A 17,422-nucleotide genomic window follows, 5' to 3' on the forward strand; every position below is an offset into this window, starting at 1 on the left:
TCGCAGGGCCCCGTCGCCTTTGGCGCACGACGCACAAGCGCCTACCATGCGCGCATGTGCCTGATCGCCCTGGCCTGGAAGGCCCATCCCCGTTACGCCCTCGCGGTGATCGCCAATCGCGACGAGCGCCACGCACGCCCTGCCGCACCAGCGGGGTTCGACCCGGAGCATCACGACGTCTATGGCGGTCGCGACCTGGTCGCAGGCGGCAGCTGGTTGCTGGCCTCGTCCCGGCGGCGCTTTTCGGCAGTGACCAATGTCCGCGCAGGGCGTCCGGACGCGGTATCGCCGCGCTCGCGCGGCGCCCTGGTGCACGATTTCGTCGCCGGCGACGACGACACCGCTTCGTGGTTGTCGGCGCTGGCTGCCGATGCCGGCGACTTCGGTCGTTTCAACCAGTTGGCCTGGGACGGCGAGCGCCTCGGGTTCGCCAGCAACCATCCGGGCTTCGTCGGCGGGGATGTGGCGCCCGGCCTGCATGCCATGTCCAACGGCGCGTTCGATGCCCCCTGGCCCAAGAGCGGACACGCAAGCCGCGCCTTGTCCCGGTGGCTGGACGATCCGGCATCGACTGCACGCGGCGCCGACGATGTCCGGTCCCTGGCCCCTTTGCTGGACGCGCTCGCCGAGTCGACCCCGGCACCCGACGACGCCCTGCCCGACACGGGGGTGGGCCTGGCACTGGAACGCGCGCTCTCGCCGGCCTTCGTCAAGGATGCCACTTACGGCACGCGATGCAGCACGATCGTCCTGGTCGAGGCCGACGCGATCGGCTTCTACGAGCGCCGCTTCGATCCGGCCGGCCGCGTGGTCGGCGAGTCGATGCAGGTGCTCGCCACCCCACCGACGCCTGCGTCGCGCTAGACGCGGATGCGTCCCTGCAAGTAGACCACCGCCTGGCCGCGCAAGCGCACGCGTTGGCCGGCGAACTCGCATTCCAGCGACCCCTGCCTGCGCCCGCCCTGCCGCGCATTGAGACGGGACTTGCCGAGGCGGGCCGACCAATACGGCGCGAGGGCCGTGTGCGCCGAGCCGGTGACGGGGTCTTCGTCCACGCCCACGTTGGGCCCGAACCAGCGCGAGACGAAGTCGACGTCGCCGCCCGGCGCGGTCACCGCGACGCCCCGGTTCGGCAGGCCCGCCAGCGCGCGTATGTCGGGCGCCAGCGAGGCGACGAGCGCGGCATCATCGACGACGACGATGTAGTCGTCGGCCTCCAGTACCTGTACCGGGACGCCCGCCAGTCCCAGCGCAGCCAGCAGGGTCGGTGGAGGGTTGCAGGGTGCGGGCGGTCGCGCCGGGAAATCCATCACCAGCGCGTCCCCGTCGCGCGCCACGGTCAGCTCGCCGCTGCGCGTCGAGAAGCGCAGCAACGCCGGGGCGTCGTCCTGGCAATGCACGATCACCCAGGCCGTCGCCAGGGTCGCGTGGCCGCACAGGTCGACCTCGACGGCCGGGGTGAACCAGCGCAGCGCGAAGCCATCGCCCGCAGGGACGAAGAACGCGGTTTCCGAGAGATTGTTCTCCGCCGCGATCGCCTGCAGCGTGGCATCGGGCAACCACGCATCGAGTGGGCAAACCGCCGCGGGATTGCCGCCGAAGACGCGGTCGGTGAAGGCGTCGACCTGGTAGAGCTCGAGGGTGGTATCGGGTGCGCAACGCGTCGCGACCATGCCTGGCGTTCCTTGGGGCGGGGCCTGCATGCTAGCAACAGGCAAGGCCGTGTCGTGCGTCAGGTCCGCCAGGGCCACCAGCCCTCACCGGTCAACGCGTAACGGTCGGCCGCGCGCTCGAAACGGTTGCCGACGCTGACGCCGCCGCAGGCCAGGTACAGCGGCAGGAACAGCGGGCCCAGGACCATGTACTGCAGGACGTGCGCGCGTTCGTGGTCGCTCATGCGGATCGCCGGTTCCTCACAATGCCCCGCCCGGTGGGCGTAGGTCATGCACGCCACGTCGAGGTCATCGCCGGTATGGAGGATGACGTTGCCCAGGGTGATCGCCCCGCCCGGGCCCCAGGGCCAGCGCTGGAACACCAGGGCCATCTCACGGGCCCGCCACGACGCGCGCGCACCGAAAGGCATGCCGGCCATCCCGGCGAAGAGGCCGAGCAGGCTGTTGGGCGCGGCCCAGGCCAGGCCGGCCAGGAACGTCGCCGGGTGCATCCCTGCGGGCTGCCTCAGGCGCTTTCCTCGGGCATCAGGAGCCAGAGGATCAGGTAGACGATGATGCCGGGAAACGCGGCCGAGAGGATGGACACGAGCACGAAAACGACGCGAAGAATCGTGGAGCTCCATCCATAGCGCCGGGCGATGCCACCCATGACGCCGCCGATCATCTTGTCGTGCCGCGAGCGCGTGAAGGGACGCGGGTTATGACTCATGTGGGGGGACTCCGGGACTGCCATGCCGCCAGTTTAGACAGTCACCGTGATGGCGATGTGCGGGCACGCAGCGATTCGAGGGCCTCGTTCAGCCAGCGCGCGGAGGGCATCGCTTCGCGGCCCGGGCAACGCACCTGGTAGGCACGTCCGCTCATGCTGCTTTGGGTACCGGCACGTTCGATGAACTGCTCGCTGGACGAGATCAGGTCGCGCTCCAGCAGCCATGCCTGCTTGCGACGCAGGTGCGTCGCCGCGCGCGCGCCGTCGTACCAGCGCCCGTTTCGCTCGAACTCGCAACCCGAGCCGCCCAGTGCGTCGATCAACTGCTCCATCTCGCGCAGGGTCTCCGGCGGCGGTTACGCGGACGCCGGGATCGCGATGCACGCGAGAAGCAGCGGCCATGCGATCCGCGCCAGCCCTCTCCTCACGGCGAGCGCTGGTCCAGCCAGTCGTGGATGGCTTCGGGCACCTCTCGCTGCGCGCGTCCGGACACGTAGATGCCGATGTGGCCGCCACGGAAGGAATGCTCGGTGTAGTCATCCGTCGCCACCAGGCCGCCGAGCGCCTGCGAGGCCGCCGGCGGCACCAGGTGGTCCTGCAGCGCGTAGATGTTCAGCACGGGCATCGTGATGCGCGAGAGGTCGACCTCGCGCTCGCCGATGCGGATCCCGCCCTTCAGGAAGCCATTGGCCTGGTAGAACATCTTGATGAACTGACGGAAGGCCTCGCCCGCGAGGTCGGGCGAATCGAAGATCCACTTCTCCATGCGCAGGAAGTCCTCGACCGCCTGGCGGTTGTCGAGGATGTCGACCAGGCCCACGTACTTCTGCACGAACAGGCGCCACGGCTTGAGCGTCAGGTAGCACCAGTTCATCAGGTCGGCCGGGACGTTGCCCAGGGTGTCGACGAACTGGTCGACGTCGATGCCCTGGGTCCAGTGCGAGAGCATGTTGCCCTCGGTATGGAAATCCACCGGGGTCACCATGGTGATGAGGTTGCGCACCTTGGCCGGGTTGAGCGCCGCGTAACACAGCGAGAAGGCGCCGCCCTGGCAGATGCCCAGCAGGTTGATCGCCTCCTGTCCGCTCCGGTGGCGCAGGTGGTCGACCGCGCCGCCGAGGAAGCGCTGGATGTAGTCCTCCAGCTCCAGGTAACGATCGGAACGGTCCGGATATCCCCAGTCGAGGATGTACACGTCTTCGCCGCGCTCGAGCAGGCCGCGCACGATCGACTTGTCGGCCTGCAGGTCGGTCATGTACGGACGGTTGACCAGCGCATAGGCGATCAGCACCGGCACCGTCGCGGTGGGCTCGCGCTCGCCCCGGAAGCGGTACAGCACCACGCGGCCGTCGCGCCAGACTTCCTCCTTCGCGGTCGCCCCGTAGTCGACGTCATCGACCTGGCGCAGCGTGTCGAGACCGGCGCGCAGCTTGGCCTGGACGCCCATCGCCTCCTCGGCCAGCGACTCGGCGGTGAAGTGCAGGGGGGCATTGATGTCGACGCGGTCCATCAGCGCGCCCCCTTGCGTGTTGCCTTCCCGTTCGCGGCCACGCGCTTGGTCGCACGGGCCGGCGTTGCGCGCGCGGGCGCCGCCTTGCCGCCGGGTTTGGCGCGTGCCGTGGAGGCGCGCGTGCGCGAGGCGGCGCTGGCCTTGGACTTGGCGGTGGCCGGCTTCTTCCGGGCAGCGGTGGAAGCCTGCGGCGCGGTCTTCTTGGCGCTACTGCTCCGGGTGCCTGGCCTTGCCTTGGCGCTCGCCCCTGCAGCGCCCTTGCCGCTCGAACCTCCGGGACCGGGCGCGGCCTGCGTGCTGCTCTTGCGCACCGTGGGGCGCTCGGCTGGCGTGTCCGCAGTGGCGCTCGCGTCCGCGCGTTCGCGCAGGTGGCGAAGCTCGCGCTCGAGCTGGACGATCTTGCGGTGCGCGGAGTCGATCTCGGTGCGCGAGGGCATCCCGAACAGCCCGGCGACGAGCTCCACCTCGTGCTGGAGGGCGGCCCGCAGGCGCATCTGCGCGTTGACCATCTCGCCGAAGTCGGCGCGGTATTGCGGGGACAGCGCGACCTCGGCGTAGGCGTCCTCCGCGGCGTCGATCCAGACGTCGAACAAGGCGCGCGCCGACGTCAGCTGCCGGCCGGGCTCGGCGTGCGCGGCAAGCTTCTCCTCGAAGCGGACGAAGGCCTTCTGGCCCGCCTCCATCATCAGTTGCTGGCAGGCCTGGTTGCGCTCCTGGTACTCGACCTGCAGGCGCGCGATGCGCTGCCAGCGCTCCTGGTGCTCGCGGGCGAAGCCGAAGGCCGGCATGCCCAGCCAACTGCGACCCTCGCCCTGGAGGGCGGAAATGAAGGGCGCGGCCTGCTCGAACCACTGGTCGAAACCTTGCTGGCCCTGCCCGCCCATCGAGGCGAGCACGTCGCCGAAGGGGTTCGCGCGGGCGCCGCCGAGCATCTGCTTCCAGGCATCGACCACGTCCGCGGCCGCCGGGTTGCGGCCGACGAAGCCCGCGGCCAGCTGCTGGATGCGGCCGAACCAGTCACCGGCCTGGCGTTCGAACCGCCCCACCGCGGCATTCGCCTCGGGCATGCCGCCCGATGCAAGCTTCGACCACCAGCCGATGGCATCGTCCCAGCCGGGCATCGTCGGCGCCGGGGGCGCCGCGGGCGCGGTGGCGGAGCGCATCATCTCGCCCCACTGGTTCCAGTACTGGCGCGCCAGCGCGTCGAAGTCGCCGAAAGAACGGTCTGCCATGGTGCCCTCCAAAACGAGGTCCGATCATAGCAATGCCGTGTTTCAGATAGCGCGAAGGTCCCGCTGCTGCGGGCGCGCGGGCTCAGGGTTTGGGGATGCGCAGGGTCTTGCTGATCATCAGGGAGCCCGACAGGGCGAACATCAGCACCAGCGGGTGCAGCTTCCAGGGGCCCAGCTGGACGGCCCCGAACCAGATCGCATCCCCGATCGCCCCCTGCCAGGCCGCCACCGCCAACACCACGACCAGGGCCAGGCTGGTCGGAATGGGCGTGCCCTCGAAATGCGTCACCTTGCCCTCGTCGCCGGACAACTGCTCGGCGGTGACGTTGTAGCGCGCCAGCCGGCTCACCCCGCAGCCGACGAAGTAACTGAGCACCAGCCAGTCCCAACCGCCATGCAGGCCGCAGGCATAGGCGAGCGCCGCCGGCGCCACGCCGAAGGAGATGACGTCGGCGAGCGAGTCGAGCTCCCGGCCCAGGGTGCCGGCGGAGTTGCGCCAGCGCGCGATCCGCCCGTCGAGGGCGTCGAAGATGAAGGCCAGCGGGATCAGGCCCATGCCGACCATCAGGCTCCGCGCCTGCCCGAACTGAAGGTAGTGCATCGAGGCGAAGATGGCGCCCATCCCGCAGATGGCGTTGGCGAGGGTGAACCAGTCCGCCAGGTGGAACTCGCGAAGCATCGAGAAATGGCGGCTCATGGGATCGACCTGGCGACGGTCGCGGGGACCGGAAGTGGCCAGCCTGCCAAAGCCGCCCCCTGCCCTGCAAGCGCCCCGATCCGGGGTGGCGCAGCGGCAGCGGCGACGGACTTCACAGCTTTGTGAAGCCTGCCACGGCAAAGCCCCGTGCGGGCGGTATAGTCCAGTGTGCAGGGGGCTGCACGCAGGGGAAAACGGGACATGTCGATCGCAGATGAGGTCATGCGCAGCATGCGCATGGCCGGTTCGTCGCAACCGCAGGCAAGGACATCGGCCGTGGCGCCGGCCTCGACAAGCGCCGGGGGCCGGGTCGACCGGAACTTCCTGGCCCGTCGGTACGGCAACGGCGTGGCCATCGCCACGCAGGGCCACCTCGGGCACAACGCCGGGGGAGCGGCTTCGACCGCCTCGCCGCATGCCGGCCAGGCGCCGCGCGCAGAGCGGAGTTCGCCGCCGTCGCTGCTGACGCTCGCGCGTGCGCCCTTCGCGGTGCGCATGCTGTCCAACCTGAGCTACGGCATCACGCCGCAGTCGCTGTCGGAGTTCGATGCGCTGGGCAGCAGCGACATGGAGCGCCTGGCCAACTGGGTCGACTGGCAGCTTGACTGGGGCGCCATCGACGACAGCGCCGTCGACAACCGGCTGTCCGCGGCCGGCTACACGACCCTGGGCAAGTCGCTCGCGCAGCTGTGGAGCGGCCATGTGCTCGGCAATCCCGAGTACAACACCCGCATGCGACCGGCCTGGGAGGTGCAGCGAGCCGCGTTCGTGCGGGCCACCCACTCCCGGCGGCAGCTGCGCGAGGTCGTGGTCAACTTCTGGCACGACCATTTCAACGTCACCGCGGGCGATTTCTCGGCCGGACCGGTGTACGTGCATTACGACCGCGACGTCATCCGCAAACACGCGCTGGGCAACTTCCGCAGCATGCTGGAGGCGGTCGCCACCAGCCCGGCGATGCTCTATTACCTGGACAATGTCTCCAACACCCGCGCGGGCCCCAACGAGAACTGGGCGCGCGAGCTGCTCGAGCTGCACACCTTCGGCGCGGCCAACTACCTGGGCTTCATGGATCCGTTCGCGGTGCCACCGGACCCGACCGACCGTGACTATCCGTCGGGCTATACCGACATCGACGTCTACGAGACCGCGTCCGCCTTCACCGGATGGACGATGAAGAACGGGCACTGGGAATTCCCCGACGACAACGACGGCAGTTTCGTCTACCGCCAGTCCTGGCACGACGCGGGCCCGAAGTTCGTCCTCGGAAAACTGCTCAACCCCGAACAGCCGGCGATGAAGGACGGTCGCGACATCCTCGACCGGCTGGCAAGCCACCCCGCGGTTGCGCGATTCGTCTGCGGCAAGCTGATCCGGCGCTTCGTCAACGACACCCCGCCCGAGTCGCTGGTCAGCAGCGCGGCGACGGTCTTCCGCCAGAACTGGCAGCGCGCCGACCAGATCGAGCGCGTGCTGCGCCATGTCCTCACCTCGAGCGCGATGTACAACGCCTGGGGCCAGAAGACCCGGCGGCCGTTCGAGGCCATCGTCGCCGCGATGCGCGCGACCGGCAGCGACTGGACCCTTCGCCTGGACAACGATGCGGCCAACAGCTTCATGTGGCGGCTGGGCTTCACCGGCCACGAACCCTATGCCTGGCCGGCACCCAATGGCTACCCGGACACCGAGCAGGCGTGGACCGGCGCCAACAGCCTGGCGATGGACTGGAAACTGCTGAACTGGCTGACCGAAGCCAGGGACGGGGAGGCGCCGTTGCTGCCGATCCTCGCCATCAGCCGGGCCCAGGTGTCGCAGTGGACGGCGACCCGGCTGGTCGACTACTGGTGCAACCGGATCCTGGGGCGCAGGCCGAGCAACGCGCGCCGCCAGCTCCTCATCGGCTTCATGGCCCAGAACGGCGACCCGGCGACGCATGTCATCACCGACACCAACGCCTGGGCGGGCAACGACCTGAAGAACCATTACAACCAGGAACGACTGCGCAGCATGGTCTCGCTGATCCTGATGTCCCCCGAATTCCTGAGCCGTTGAGGAGGCGATGATGAAGACGATCGAACACAGTCGCCGCGACTTCCTCAAGGGCTGCGCGGCCGCCACGGCCATCGGCGCGGTCGGGCCCGGCCTGTTCTTCTCGGGCGCGGCGCAGGCCGCGAACAACCACGACACCGTCGTGTCGGTGTTCCTGCGTGGCGGCATGGACGGCCTGAACCTGGTCCTCCCGGTCAGCGGGCAGGACCGCATCCACTACGAGCAGGCACGCCCCGACCTCGCCATCGCCGCCAGCGGGACCTATGGCGCCTTGCCGCTGACCCTGGGCAACGGCAGCGCCACCGGGTTCGGCCTGCATCCCTCGGCCACCGGGCTGCGCGACCTGTGGAACGACGGCATGCTCGGGATCGTGCAGTGCTGTGGCCTGCTGACGTCGGTCACCCGCAGCCACTTCGATGCCCAGCTGTCGATCGACCTCGGCACCCCGGGCCGCCAGGGCACCGGCACTGGCTGGCTGGCGCGCGCGCTCGACACGCAACCCGGCGTGACGGCGTCGATGCCGCTCACCGGACTGGCGGTCAACAGCCGCCAACCGGCGAACTTCAACGGCAGCACCACGGCGTTGACGATGGGAAGCCCGGGCGATTTCGCGCTCAATGCGGGCGCCTGGTCCTGGCAGAAAGCACGCGAAAATTCCCCGGCCGGCCTGGTCGGCGTCAACGACGTCCTCGAGTCGATGTGGAGCCCGGGCAACACCGGCCTGGAGCGCAGCGGCGCGCGCGCCGAGGGCGCGCTGCGCGTGATCGCGCAACAGCCCTACCAGAACTTGCCCGCCGACTGGCCCACCAGCACCTTCGCCCGCCAGCTGTGGACGGTGGCGCAATCCATCCAGATGAACCTGGGACTGCGCTACGCCACCCTCGACCTGGGCGGCTGGGACACCCATGACGGCCAGGGCACGGCCGGCAGCGGTTACCACTATTACCAGAACAAGATCGCGGAACTGTCGGACGCCCTGTCTGCCTTCCACGCCACGCTCGAGGCAAGCGGCCACCTGTCGCGTGTCACCACCGTGGTGCAATCGGAGTTCGGCCGGCGCGTGCGCGAGAACGCCAACCGGGGCACCGACCATGGCTATGGCAATCCGATGCTGGTGATGGGCGGCACTGTCAATGGGCGCAGGCTCTACGGCAACTGGCTGGGGCTGGACCCGCAGGTGCTGTCGCCCTACTACGGCGACGTGCCGGTCACGACCGACCATCGCCGCGTGCTCTCGGAGATCCTGATCCGCCGCATGCGCAATCCGAACCTGGGCGCGGTGTTCCCCGGCTACGGCGGCTATACCCCGATGGGGATCATGAAGGGCAGCGACCTCGCCCCGGTCGGCATGGCCGCGTCGGCCGCGTCACCGGCGGTCGCGGCATCAGCCATCGCGCCGTCACGCCGCCCCGTTGCCCCCCGGCCCTCCACGCCCACGCGGCCCTCCACGGTCGACCGGCCACGGCCGGCGCCCAAGCCCACCCCGACTCCATCCCAACCGGGGCCGGACTGGGTGCAACAGGTGCAGCGCGACGTCCGCCAGATCCACCGACGGGTCGAACGCTTCTTCCGCGACGTCCTTCCCTGACGTCCGCGGAAAACCCATGATGGGTGTTGCTTCACGCAGCCCATCATGGGCCGTGGCGGTCGTCGACGGTGGCTATCGACTGCGGCTCGACCCATCCTGCGGGTAACGCCGGTGCGTGCGGGTGACGCTGGGTGCAATGCGCTTGGATTCTTGCACCCTGCGATTCTCGATCCCTCTTGCCGCGGCCCCGGGTGCGCGTCGCTTACCCGGGCTACGTGGCGTGTCGCCGTTGCCGTTGCCGTTGCCGTTGCCGTTGCCGTTGCCGTTGCCGTTGATCTTGATCTTGATCTTGATCTTCGCGACTTTGAGGCCGCCGAGCACCGCAGGCCATGGCGGCCGGAGAGGCGCCCTTGTCCGGGCGCAGCGAGTTTGGGCGCCGTGCCGCCATGGCCGAGGCGCACAGGGGACCGGTGCGGCGAAGCCGGACCGACGGACGATGGAGCCCGCGGTTTTGGTTCCTTTTACCAAGACAAAAGGGACCCGCCCAAAGGGCGGAAGCCTTTGATCTTTCCGTGGGTTCCGATTGAGCACCGTAGGATGGGTTGCGCGAAGCAAAACCCATCGTGCGTCGTGGCCGGCAGCGGCGACGGCGGGTTTCGCCTTTGGCTCTACCCACCCTACGAAGGCGGCATGGCAAAGGCTGGATCCCAGCGTTCGCTGGGACCCGGCTCTTGGCTTTACCGGAGCGCCGGGTGCGCTTCGCTTACCCGGGCTACGGGTATCGCCGGGACGTGCCGATGACGTTTTGCTGCAATGCGCTTCGCTTGTTGCACCCTACGATCCTCGCCCCCTCATGAAGGGGCCCCGCATGCGCTTGGCTTACCCGGCTGCGCGGGCCAAGAGGGATGTTGCCCCTGCGCCCGCGCCCAATCACCCTTTACCAATCACCTACTCCGGCATCACGAGGTGCCCGGCCTCCAGCGCAGCGCCGCTGCCACGCGGCCGGGTCGCGATCACGGCGTTCGAAGGCAGCGGACCCGTGCCATCCAGATAGGCATCGACCCGATCGAGCGCGGTGTAGACGTAAGGCAGCAGCGGCAGATAGCGCGCCGCGTAATCGGGCAGTCCCAGGAAAGCATCGAAGTGCTGGACGTGGCCCACCTGCCAGTAGCGGACGTCGCGACCGGCTGCACGGGCCATTGCCACGTACGGACGGCTGCTGAACGCTGGCGGGATGAGGCCGTCGTCGGTGCCGTGGACGACGACCACCGGCAGGCCCTCGCGCGGCGCCGAGGCGCGGATTTCGTCCACGCCCGCGTGGACGCGACGCGCATCGTCGCCCTCACCCGTCCACAGCGCGCGCAGGCAACGCAGGCCATCGAAGCCCGGATCGGGCGCGGCGACCGGCGCCTGCACGAGGCCGATGCCGCCGCCGGGGGGAATGCCGCTGCCATCGGACCACCAGGCTGCGCGTTCGGCATGGGTCGAGGGGCGCGGCGCGCCGTTGGCGTCGAGCGCGGCAAAGCTGAAACCGCATGGGTGGGCGCCAGGGGCATAGCGCCCGTAGGCCGACGCATAGGTCACCGCCACCGCTCGCCACAGGTCGAAACCCGAGGACAGGACGCCGGCCCTGAGCGCTTCGTCGCTGAAACCGCTTGCATTGAGCCGGCGATGGGCGTCGACGGCCTGTGCCGCTGCGTCGGCACCATCCACCAGGCCCGCGGCCTTCAGTGCGCCGCAGCGCGCCAGGCCGACAGCACCGACCTGTGCCGCCAGCGGCGGCTGGGGCAGCGGTCCCAATGCGGGGTCGAGCAGCGCACAGGGCATCAGCAGCGCCGCCTCGGTGGCGTAGTCGTACAGGCTGCGGCCGCCTTCGACGTCGACGTTGGGCTCGCCGGCCACCACCGCGTCAAGCCAGTTCCCCTCCAGCTCGGCGGCACGCAGCACCGCGCCGCCGCCATTGGAGATGCCGACCGCGATGACCCGCGTGTTGTCGGGCGTGAAAGGCGCCGACGCAGGGAAGGCCTGGTCGAGCGCGTGCAGCGCGAACCGGGCCGCCTGCTCGACGTGCCGGCCCCAGTCGGCTTCCGGGTTGTCGCCTGAATGCGCGTGCTTGACCGCGACGCCGCGCGTGCCCTCGCCCGCAAAGGTCGCGAGGCCGGGCTCGAACGCCAGGTCCCCGCCAGTCGCGAGCCTGCCATCGGCGGCGACGCCCTGGCCGCTGTCCAAGTCGTAGTAGTCGGTACCCGCACCCTTGTCGGTGTAGGCGACGGCGCAGCCCCGCGGCAGGCCCCAAGCGCCGGCGACCGCGATCGACCCATAGACGCCGCGCGAGCCGGAAGCCGCGGTCACCACGACGCAGCGCTTGTCCGCGTCGAACCCATCCGGCACCTGGACCAGCACGCGGTGAGGCTGCCTGGCGCCCGCCACGCGGGCGAGCGCGCTGTACTCGCGTCCGGGCACGCTGGCCGTGCTGCCGTACACCTCGCCGAAGCCGCCACCGGGCGCCAGGTCGGCGATTCCGCGCCAGTTGCTCCAGATCGCCCGTCGACGCGTTTCGGCCGCGCTTGGATTCAGGGGGTCGGCGAACGCAGGACCGGCCATGTCACGCAGGCCGGCCAGGCCGAGGCCGGCGGTCAGCAGGTCATCGCCGGCGCGATGCTCGGTCATGCGTTCGGCCGCGAACATCGGCTTCTCCTGGACGGGGGCGCGTGCCGCGGTGGTGGCGCAGGCGGCGGTGGCGAGGGCCAGGCCCAGGGCCAGGCAGCGCAGGGATGATGGCATCGGATGGGTGGTCATGCGGCCAGCCTACCAACACCGCCCCGCGCGCCCATCGTACTTATGTACGAGCGCGGCTCCCGCCCGCGCCCGCGCAATGGCTTGTAGGCTAGCCCCATGTCCAGCCTGCTCATCGCCGACGACCACCCCCTGTTCCGCGCCGCGCTGCGCCAGGCCGCCACGGATGCGGTCCCCGGCGCCGTGGTCCGCGAGGCCGATACCCTGGACGCGGTGCTCGCGGCGCTGGATGCCGATCCCGGCATCGACCTGGTGCTGCTGGACCTGCACATGCCCGGCAACCACGGCCTGGCCGGGCTCGCCGCGATCCGGGCGCAGTTCCCGGGCGTGGCGGTCGTGGTGGTCTCGGCGAACGACGATCCGCGCGTGGTCCGCCGGGCCCTCGACCACGGCGCCGCCGGCTACCTGCCCAAGAGCGCAGGGCTCGACGAGCTGCGCGACGCGATCCGCGCCGTCCTCGCCTGCGAACAATGGCTGCCGCCGGCCCTTCGCGGGACCGTGGCCCGCACCGAGAGCTCGCGCGCGGACGCCGACCTCGCCGCCCGGCTCGCCAGCCTCTCCCCGCAACAGTTCCGGGTCCTGACCCTCGTCGCCCAGGGGCTGCTCAACAAGCAGATCGCCGACCGGCTCGACGTGCAGGAACGCACCGTCAAGGCCCACCTGTCGGCGATCTTCGAACGCCTGGGCGTGCGCAATCGCACCCAGGCCGGCGTCGTGCTGCGCGAACTCGAGCTCAGCGACCCCAGCCGGCAGATGCCCGACGGCACGCCGGGCTGAGTGCGGTCTCAGGGTGCGTCGAGCCCGAACAGGCGGCGGGCATTGCCGAAGCGGATCGCCGCTTTCTCCTCGTCGCTGAGGTCCAGGCGTTCGAAGGCCTCCAGGGTCCTGGCGAGCGATATCTGCGGATGGTCGGAGCCCAGGATCACACGGTCGATGCCGATGTTGCGCAGGGTCCACAGGAACTCGTCCTCCAGCGGCGAGTCGGCCATGAGCAGGACCGTCGCGGAGATGTCGAAGTAGACATTGTCCATGTCGATGCCATCGGCCGTGCGCGCCAGCGGCAGGATGTTCCAGAAGCGGAAGTTGAGCCCGCCGACGTGCGCGAAGATGAAGGTGGTGTCCCGCGCGCGCAGCGCGAGGTTGAACAGGTTCTCGCTGTCCCCGGCGACGATGTTCGCGTTGTCCATCAAGACCGCCACGTCCAGCTCGCCCGCCTTGCGCACCAGTGCCAGTACGCGCGGGTCGGCGACGTCGAATCGCTGGGTGTGCGCATGCAGCTTGATCAGCTTGACACCCTGGGACGCGATGCGCTCGAGCTCGTCCAGCGCCGCCTGGCCGTCGTAGGGATGCACCGTGCCGATCGCAACGACCCGTGGATGCCGTTCCGCCAGTGCGATCACGCCATCGTTGCGGACGCGGATGTCCGCCGGGTTCCCCGCCAGCGCCTGGTGGGGCCCACCGAACCACATGGCGCCCAGTCCGGCGAGTTCGATGCCGGCGGACCGGGTGTCGGCCTCGAAGGCCCGCAGCGATGTTTCACCATCGCGCAGGTGCACGTGCACGTCGAATACCGGGGGTGACGCCACCTGCGCGGACGCGTTCGACACGGACAGCAGCAGCGACAGGCAAATCAACGGCAGGTAACGCATGGATCGGGGCCTCCTCGACCGTACGGGGCGCCAGTCTAGCGGGACCCACCGCCTGTCGCAGCCTTGGCCCCCGCGGCCGCCCTTGCCTGCGCCGGCCCCGGGGCGAAGGGTTCAGCCGTCGACCGCGCCGGATGCGGCGGAGCGCGAGGTCAACAGACGATCGAGCACCGACTTGAGCGCCAGTGGCTTGAGCGGCTTGGCGATCAGCGGCAGGCCGGCCTCGTGGACGGCGCGACGCACCGCCTCACCGGTGTCGGCGCTGAGGATCAGGGTCGGCCGGCTACCGAACGCCCCGGCCAGGCGCTCGGCGAGCGCGACGCCAGTGTCGCCATCGTCGAGGTGGTAGTCGAACAGCCACAACGCGGCAGGCATCGACGCCAGCGCCCGCTCCGCGACGGCGCCACCCTCGGCGGTGCGCACGCGGTATCCCCAGCCCCGCAGCACCGTCGCCAGGGCCGCCAATGCCTGGGGATCGTTGTCGACCACCAACACCTCGGAAGCGTCCGTCGCGCGCGAGGCCGCGGAGGTCGCCGCCGCGACCGCGCCGGCGCCGGCCAGGCGCGGCATCGCGACGTCGAACACGGTGCCCCGGCCCGGCTGGCTGCGCAGGCGGATCGGCACGCCGAGCAGTTGCGCGATGCGATCGGCGATCGACAGGCCCAGTCCGAGCCCTTGTCCCGGCGCGTCCTCGCCGCGGCGGAATTCGTCGAAGATGACGCGCTGCTGCTCCGGCGCGATGCCCGGTCCGGTGTCGTGCACTTCGATGCGCACCTGCCCGCCTTCGCGCCGCACGCCCAGCAATACATCGCCGTGCGGCGTGTAGCGCACCGCATTGGCAAGGAAGTTCTGCAGCACCCGTCGCAACAGTTGCGGATCGCTGTGCACCCAGGCGCGGCTGGGCACGTAATGGAAGGCCAGGCCGCGGGCCGCGGCGATGGCGCCGAATTCCGAGGCCAGCGGTTCGAGCACCTCCGCCAGCGGGAAGTCGCGCGACTGTGGCGCCAGACCGCCGGCCTGCAGCCGCGACATGTCGAGCAGGCCGGTCAGCAGGTCGCTGGTGGAGTCCAGCGCGCCGCTGATCTGCAGGACGGAGTCGCGCTGCGGACCCGCCACCTGTTGTTGGAGGGCGTCGGCGAACAATTGCGCGGCATGCAGCGGTTGCATCAGGTCGTGGCCGATCGCGGCGAGGAAGCGGCTCTTGGCCTCGTTGGCGCGTTCGGCCTCGCGCTTGGCCGCTTCCAGGTCGGTGGTGCGCTCGGCGACGCGCTGCTCCAGCGTCTCGTTGGCCTGGATGAGGCCGGCCTCGGCGCGACGGAACTCGGTGACGTCGGTGAAGGTCGCCACGAAGCCACCACCCGGCATGGGGTTGCCGCGGATCTCGACGATGCTGCCGTCGGGCAGCACGCGTTCGCTCAGATGCACGGTGCCGGCACGCATGTAGGCCAGCCGCCGCTCGAGCGCGCGCTCCATGTCGCCGTCCGGCGGCACCTGCCGCATCGCCCAGCGCGCGAGGTCGGCGATGGGACGCCCCACCTGCAGCAGGGACTCGGGGAAGCCGAAGAGCTCGACGTAGCGCCGGTTCCAGGCGACCAGTCGCAGGTCGGAATCGACCACGCTGATGCCCTGGCTCATGTTGTGCAGCGCGGCCTCGAGCACGCGCTGGTTGAAGCGCAGGTCGGCCGAGGCCTCACCGACGATCTGGGCGACCGTGTCCAGGCCGCTGCCGACCTCGCGACGGGCCGCATCGAGCAGCACGCGCGCCGACGCCGAGCCCAGCACCGCGGCCAGTTCGCGCTCGATCGCCGCTTCGGTCGCGGCCGGCACCGGGCCATTGCCTTCCACGCCGTCCAGCCATTGCTGCACGCGCTCGCGCGGCAGGAAGCGCAGGCCGGCATCGCGCAATGTCTTCGCATCCAGCCCCCGCTGTGCGAACCGGGGGGCCTCACGGCGCAGCATGGCCGACAGCAGGGTCGCCGCCGTGCCCACGAAGAGGCTGGCCCCCACCGCGCGCCCCAGCCGGCTCCAGCCGGTCAGTCCGAACAGGCCGTCGGGCGAGAGCCAGGCCCAGCCCAGCGGGCCGTCGACCAGCCAGGCCGGCGACAGGCCGCGCGAGGCGAGGTACATCGGCGTCAGCAGGACCCAGGCCCAGACCAGGAAGCCGGCGACCACGCCCACCACGGCGGCGCGGGGTGGCGTCTGCGGTCGCCAGACCGCGAAGCCGAGGGCGGGCGCGAGCGTGGCCAGCGCCGAGAACGATACCGCGCCCACGTCGGCCAGCGCATCGTTGCTCGCCACCAGCCGGCTGTAGCCCCATGCCAGCAGCATGATGACCACGATGCCGCCGCGCCGGAGCGCGAGCACGCGACCGCGCAGGTCGCTGCCGTCGTTGCGCGACCAGGCGCCACGCAACAGTCCCGGGGCGAACCAGTGGTTGCCGATCATCAGGCTGAGCGTCAGCGTGCTCACCACCACCATGCCCGTCGCCGCGCTGAGGCCGCCGAGGAAGGCGAGCAGGGCCAGCGCATGCTGCCCCTGCGACAGCGGCAGGGCCAGCACATAGAGGTCGGAGGGAATGCCGGTGCCCCCGAGCAGCGCGCTGCCGGCCTTGGCCAGCGGCAGCACGGGCAGCGCGATCAGCAGCAGGTAGAGGGGGAACAGCCAGCGCGCCGTGCCGACGTCGCGCTCGTTGCGACATTCCACCACGCCGACATGGAACTGATGCGGGAGGATGAACATCGCCAGGCCGCCGAGCAGCACCAGCGGGATGAAGCCGCCGCTGGTGGGCGCGACCGGCAAGGCGACTGGCTGGGCCACGTGCGCCCCGGGCATGCCGGCCAGGCCGAACCAGACGAAGGCGCCGATGGCGAGCATCGCCACCAGCTTGAACACGGACTCGAAGGCCATCGCCAGCACCAGGCCGCGGTTGTGCTCGGCGGCGCTGGCGCGACGCGTGCCGAACAGCATCGCGAACAGGGCCATCGCCAGGGCCACGTACAGCGCGATGTCCTGCCAGGGCGGGACACGATCGGGATCGGCCGCGCCCGCGGTGAGCATCGCGAAGCTCATCGCCACCGCCTTGAGCTGCAGGGCGATGTAGGGGACCAGTCCCAGCGCGGCGACCAGGGTCACCGTGGCCGCCAGCCAGGCGTCCTTGCCCAGGCGCGTGGCGATCAGGTCGGCCAGCGAGGTCGCGTTGGTTTCGCGCGCCAGTCGGACCAGGCGCACCATGAAGCCCATCGCCAGTACGTAGAACAGGATCGCGCCCAGGAACGTGGGCGGCAGTGGCCAGCCGTAGCGCGCCGCCTGGGTGACGGTGCCGTAGAAGGTCCACGACGTGCAATGCACCGCCAGCGACAGCGCGTAGACGTGGCGCCAGTGGCGCGCCCATACCGTCGGGGTCCGCTCGGCATACAGGGCGGCGCCGAACATCAAGGCCAGCCAGGCCAGGCTGGCGATCGCGACGGTCGCGTAGCCGAGCGTCATGCCGGCCGCCCCCCGCCGCTGTCACGCCGATCCATTTGCCGCCTCACCGTGTCCACCTGCCTGCGACGCCCCGTCGCGAGCATAACGCAGCGACGG

The 17,422-nt window shown here is 70.4% G+C and carries 15 protein-coding genes; 4 read left to right on the forward strand and 11 right to left on the reverse strand.

Translation table 11 applies throughout. The features are described 5' to 3' along the window. The first annotated feature begins 54 nt into the window (after positions 1–54). A complete protein-coding gene (locus FKV25_RS12040) occupies positions 55–864 on the forward strand; it encodes an NRDE family protein (protein WP_141519045.1) in 810 nt (269 codons plus the stop codon). On the opposite strand, the gene FKV25_RS12045 is transcribed toward FKV25_RS12040, so the two are convergent. From FKV25_RS12045 to pssA, 7 genes are all read right to left on the reverse strand, one after another. Then, on the reverse strand, positions 861–1,673 hold the full coding sequence (locus tag FKV25_RS12045; RefSeq protein WP_141519046.1) for a PhzF family phenazine biosynthesis protein: 813 nt from the start codon (positions 1,671–1,673) through the stop codon (positions 861–863). The genes FKV25_RS12040 and FKV25_RS12045 overlap by 4 nt on opposite strands. Positions 1,674–1,732: 59 nt before the next feature. Beyond that, the gene (locus FKV25_RS12050; RefSeq protein ID WP_141519047.1) at positions 1,733–2,164 is read right to left on the reverse strand and encodes a hypothetical protein; all 432 of its coding nucleotides are present in this window, start codon (positions 2,162–2,164) and stop codon (positions 1,733–1,735) included. Between the two features lie 14 nt (positions 2,165–2,178). Beyond that, positions 2,179–2,382 (reverse strand): PspC domain-containing protein, encoded by a 204-nt coding sequence (locus tag FKV25_RS12055; protein WP_141519048.1) that lies wholly within the window; start codon positions 2,380–2,382, stop codon positions 2,179–2,181. Between the two features lie 41 nt (positions 2,383–2,423). Then, complete coding sequence (locus FKV25_RS12060) at positions 2,424–2,714, reverse strand: DUF5329 family protein (protein WP_170218630.1); 291 nt, start codon at positions 2,712–2,714, stop codon at positions 2,424–2,426. A gap of 92 nt (positions 2,715–2,806) precedes the next feature. After that, positions 2,807–3,877 (reverse strand): class III poly(R)-hydroxyalkanoic acid synthase subunit PhaC, encoded by a 1,071-nt coding sequence (locus FKV25_RS12065; RefSeq protein WP_141519092.1) that lies wholly within the window; start codon positions 3,875–3,877, stop codon positions 2,807–2,809. A 14-nt stretch (positions 3,878–3,891) separates the two neighbouring features. Continuing rightward, positions 3,892–5,124: a class III poly(R)-hydroxyalkanoic acid synthase subunit PhaE gene (gene phaE, locus FKV25_RS12070; protein WP_141519049.1), complete on the reverse strand. Its 1,233-nt coding sequence runs from the start codon at positions 5,122–5,124 to the stop codon at positions 3,892–3,894. An 82-nt stretch (positions 5,125–5,206) separates the two neighbouring features. Further along, positions 5,207–5,821: a CDP-diacylglycerol--serine O-phosphatidyltransferase gene (gene pssA, locus FKV25_RS12075; protein ID WP_141519050.1), complete on the reverse strand. Its 615-nt coding sequence runs from the start codon at positions 5,819–5,821 to the stop codon at positions 5,207–5,209. 201 nt (positions 5,822–6,022) lie between these two features. Between pssA and FKV25_RS12080 the strand changes: the two genes are divergently transcribed. Together FKV25_RS12080 and FKV25_RS12085 are read left to right on the forward strand one after the other, a co-directional pair. Further along, the gene (locus FKV25_RS12080; protein ID WP_141519051.1) at positions 6,023–7,873 is read left to right on the forward strand and encodes a DUF1800 domain-containing protein; all 1,851 of its coding nucleotides are present in this window, start codon (positions 6,023–6,025) and stop codon (positions 7,871–7,873) included. Positions 7,874–7,883: 10 nt separating this feature from the next. Then, complete coding sequence (locus FKV25_RS12085) at positions 7,884–9,458, forward strand: DUF1501 domain-containing protein (RefSeq protein ID WP_170218631.1); 1,575 nt, start codon at positions 7,884–7,886, stop codon at positions 9,456–9,458. Between the two features lie 72 nt (positions 9,459–9,530). On the opposite strand, the gene FKV25_RS12090 is transcribed toward FKV25_RS12085, so the two are convergent. Then, positions 9,531–9,779, reverse strand: coding sequence for a hypothetical protein (locus FKV25_RS12090; protein ID WP_141519052.1), 249 nt, complete (start codon positions 9,777–9,779; stop codon positions 9,531–9,533). Positions 9,780–10,346: 567 nt separating this feature from the next. Then, positions 10,347–12,197: a D-(-)-3-hydroxybutyrate oligomer hydrolase gene (locus tag FKV25_RS12095; protein ID WP_246072073.1), complete on the reverse strand. Its 1,851-nt coding sequence runs from the start codon at positions 12,195–12,197 to the stop codon at positions 10,347–10,349. A 96-nt stretch (positions 12,198–12,293) separates the two neighbouring features. On the opposite strand from FKV25_RS12095, the gene FKV25_RS12100 reads away from it, so the two are divergent. Further along, positions 12,294–12,971: a response regulator transcription factor gene (locus FKV25_RS12100; RefSeq protein ID WP_141519053.1), complete on the forward strand. Its 678-nt coding sequence runs from the start codon at positions 12,294–12,296 to the stop codon at positions 12,969–12,971. A gap of 8 nt (positions 12,972–12,979) precedes the next feature. Here the strand turns inward: FKV25_RS12100 and FKV25_RS12105 are convergent, their stop codons facing one another. Further along, positions 12,980–13,843: an amidohydrolase family protein gene (locus FKV25_RS12105; protein WP_141519054.1), complete on the reverse strand. Its 864-nt coding sequence runs from the start codon at positions 13,841–13,843 to the stop codon at positions 12,980–12,982. A gap of 111 nt (positions 13,844–13,954) precedes the next feature. Then, on the reverse strand, positions 13,955–17,326 hold the full coding sequence (locus FKV25_RS12110; protein WP_141519055.1) for a hybrid sensor histidine kinase/response regulator: 3,372 nt from the start codon (positions 17,324–17,326) through the stop codon (positions 13,955–13,957). Positions 17,327–17,422 lie beyond the last annotated feature (96 nt).

Origin of the sequence: Marilutibacter aestuarii, from assembly GCF_006546775.1 — a bacterium.
Taxonomy (GTDB): Bacteria; Pseudomonadota; Gammaproteobacteria; order Xanthomonadales; family Xanthomonadaceae; genus Marilutibacter; species Marilutibacter aestuarii.

Bases quoted from the DNA above. Each gene is read 5' to 3' on its own strand.
- FKV25_RS12100 (WP_141519053.1), top strand. From the start codon at position 12,294: ATGTCCAGCCTGCTCATCGCCGACGACCACCCCCTGTTCCGCGCCGCG.
- FKV25_RS12110 (WP_141519055.1), bottom strand. From the start codon at position 17,326: ATGACGCTCGGCTACGCGACCGTCGCGATCGCCAGCCTGGCCTGGCTG.
- FKV25_RS12055 (WP_141519048.1), bottom strand. From the start codon at position 2,382: ATGAGTCATAACCCGCGTCCCTTCACGCGCTCGCGGCACGACAAGATG.
- FKV25_RS12060 (WP_170218630.1), bottom strand. From the start codon at position 2,714: ATGGAGCAGTTGATCGACGCACTGGGCGGCTCGGGTTGCGAGTTCGAG.
- FKV25_RS12095 (WP_246072073.1), bottom strand. From the start codon at position 12,197: ATGACCACCCATCCGATGCCATCATCCCTGCGCTGCCTGGCCCTGGGC.
- FKV25_RS12045 (WP_141519046.1), bottom strand. From the start codon at position 1,673: ATGGTCGCGACGCGTTGCGCACCCGATACCACCCTCGAGCTCTACCAG.
- phaE (WP_141519049.1), bottom strand. From the start codon at position 5,124: ATGGCAGACCGTTCTTTCGGCGACTTCGACGCGCTGGCGCGCCAGTAC.
- FKV25_RS12040 (WP_141519045.1), top strand. From the start codon at position 55: ATGTGCCTGATCGCCCTGGCCTGGAAGGCCCATCCCCGTTACGCCCTC.
- FKV25_RS12080 (WP_141519051.1), top strand. From the start codon at position 6,023: ATGTCGATCGCAGATGAGGTCATGCGCAGCATGCGCATGGCCGGTTCG.
- FKV25_RS12085 (WP_170218631.1), top strand. From the start codon at position 7,884: ATGAAGACGATCGAACACAGTCGCCGCGACTTCCTCAAGGGCTGCGCG.
- FKV25_RS12050 (WP_141519047.1), bottom strand. From the start codon at position 2,164: ATGCACCCGGCGACGTTCCTGGCCGGCCTGGCCTGGGCCGCGCCCAAC.
- FKV25_RS12105 (WP_141519054.1), bottom strand. From the start codon at position 13,843: ATGCGTTACCTGCCGTTGATTTGCCTGTCGCTGCTGCTGTCCGTGTCG.
- pssA (WP_141519050.1), bottom strand. From the start codon at position 5,821: ATGAGCCGCCATTTCTCGATGCTTCGCGAGTTCCACCTGGCGGACTGG.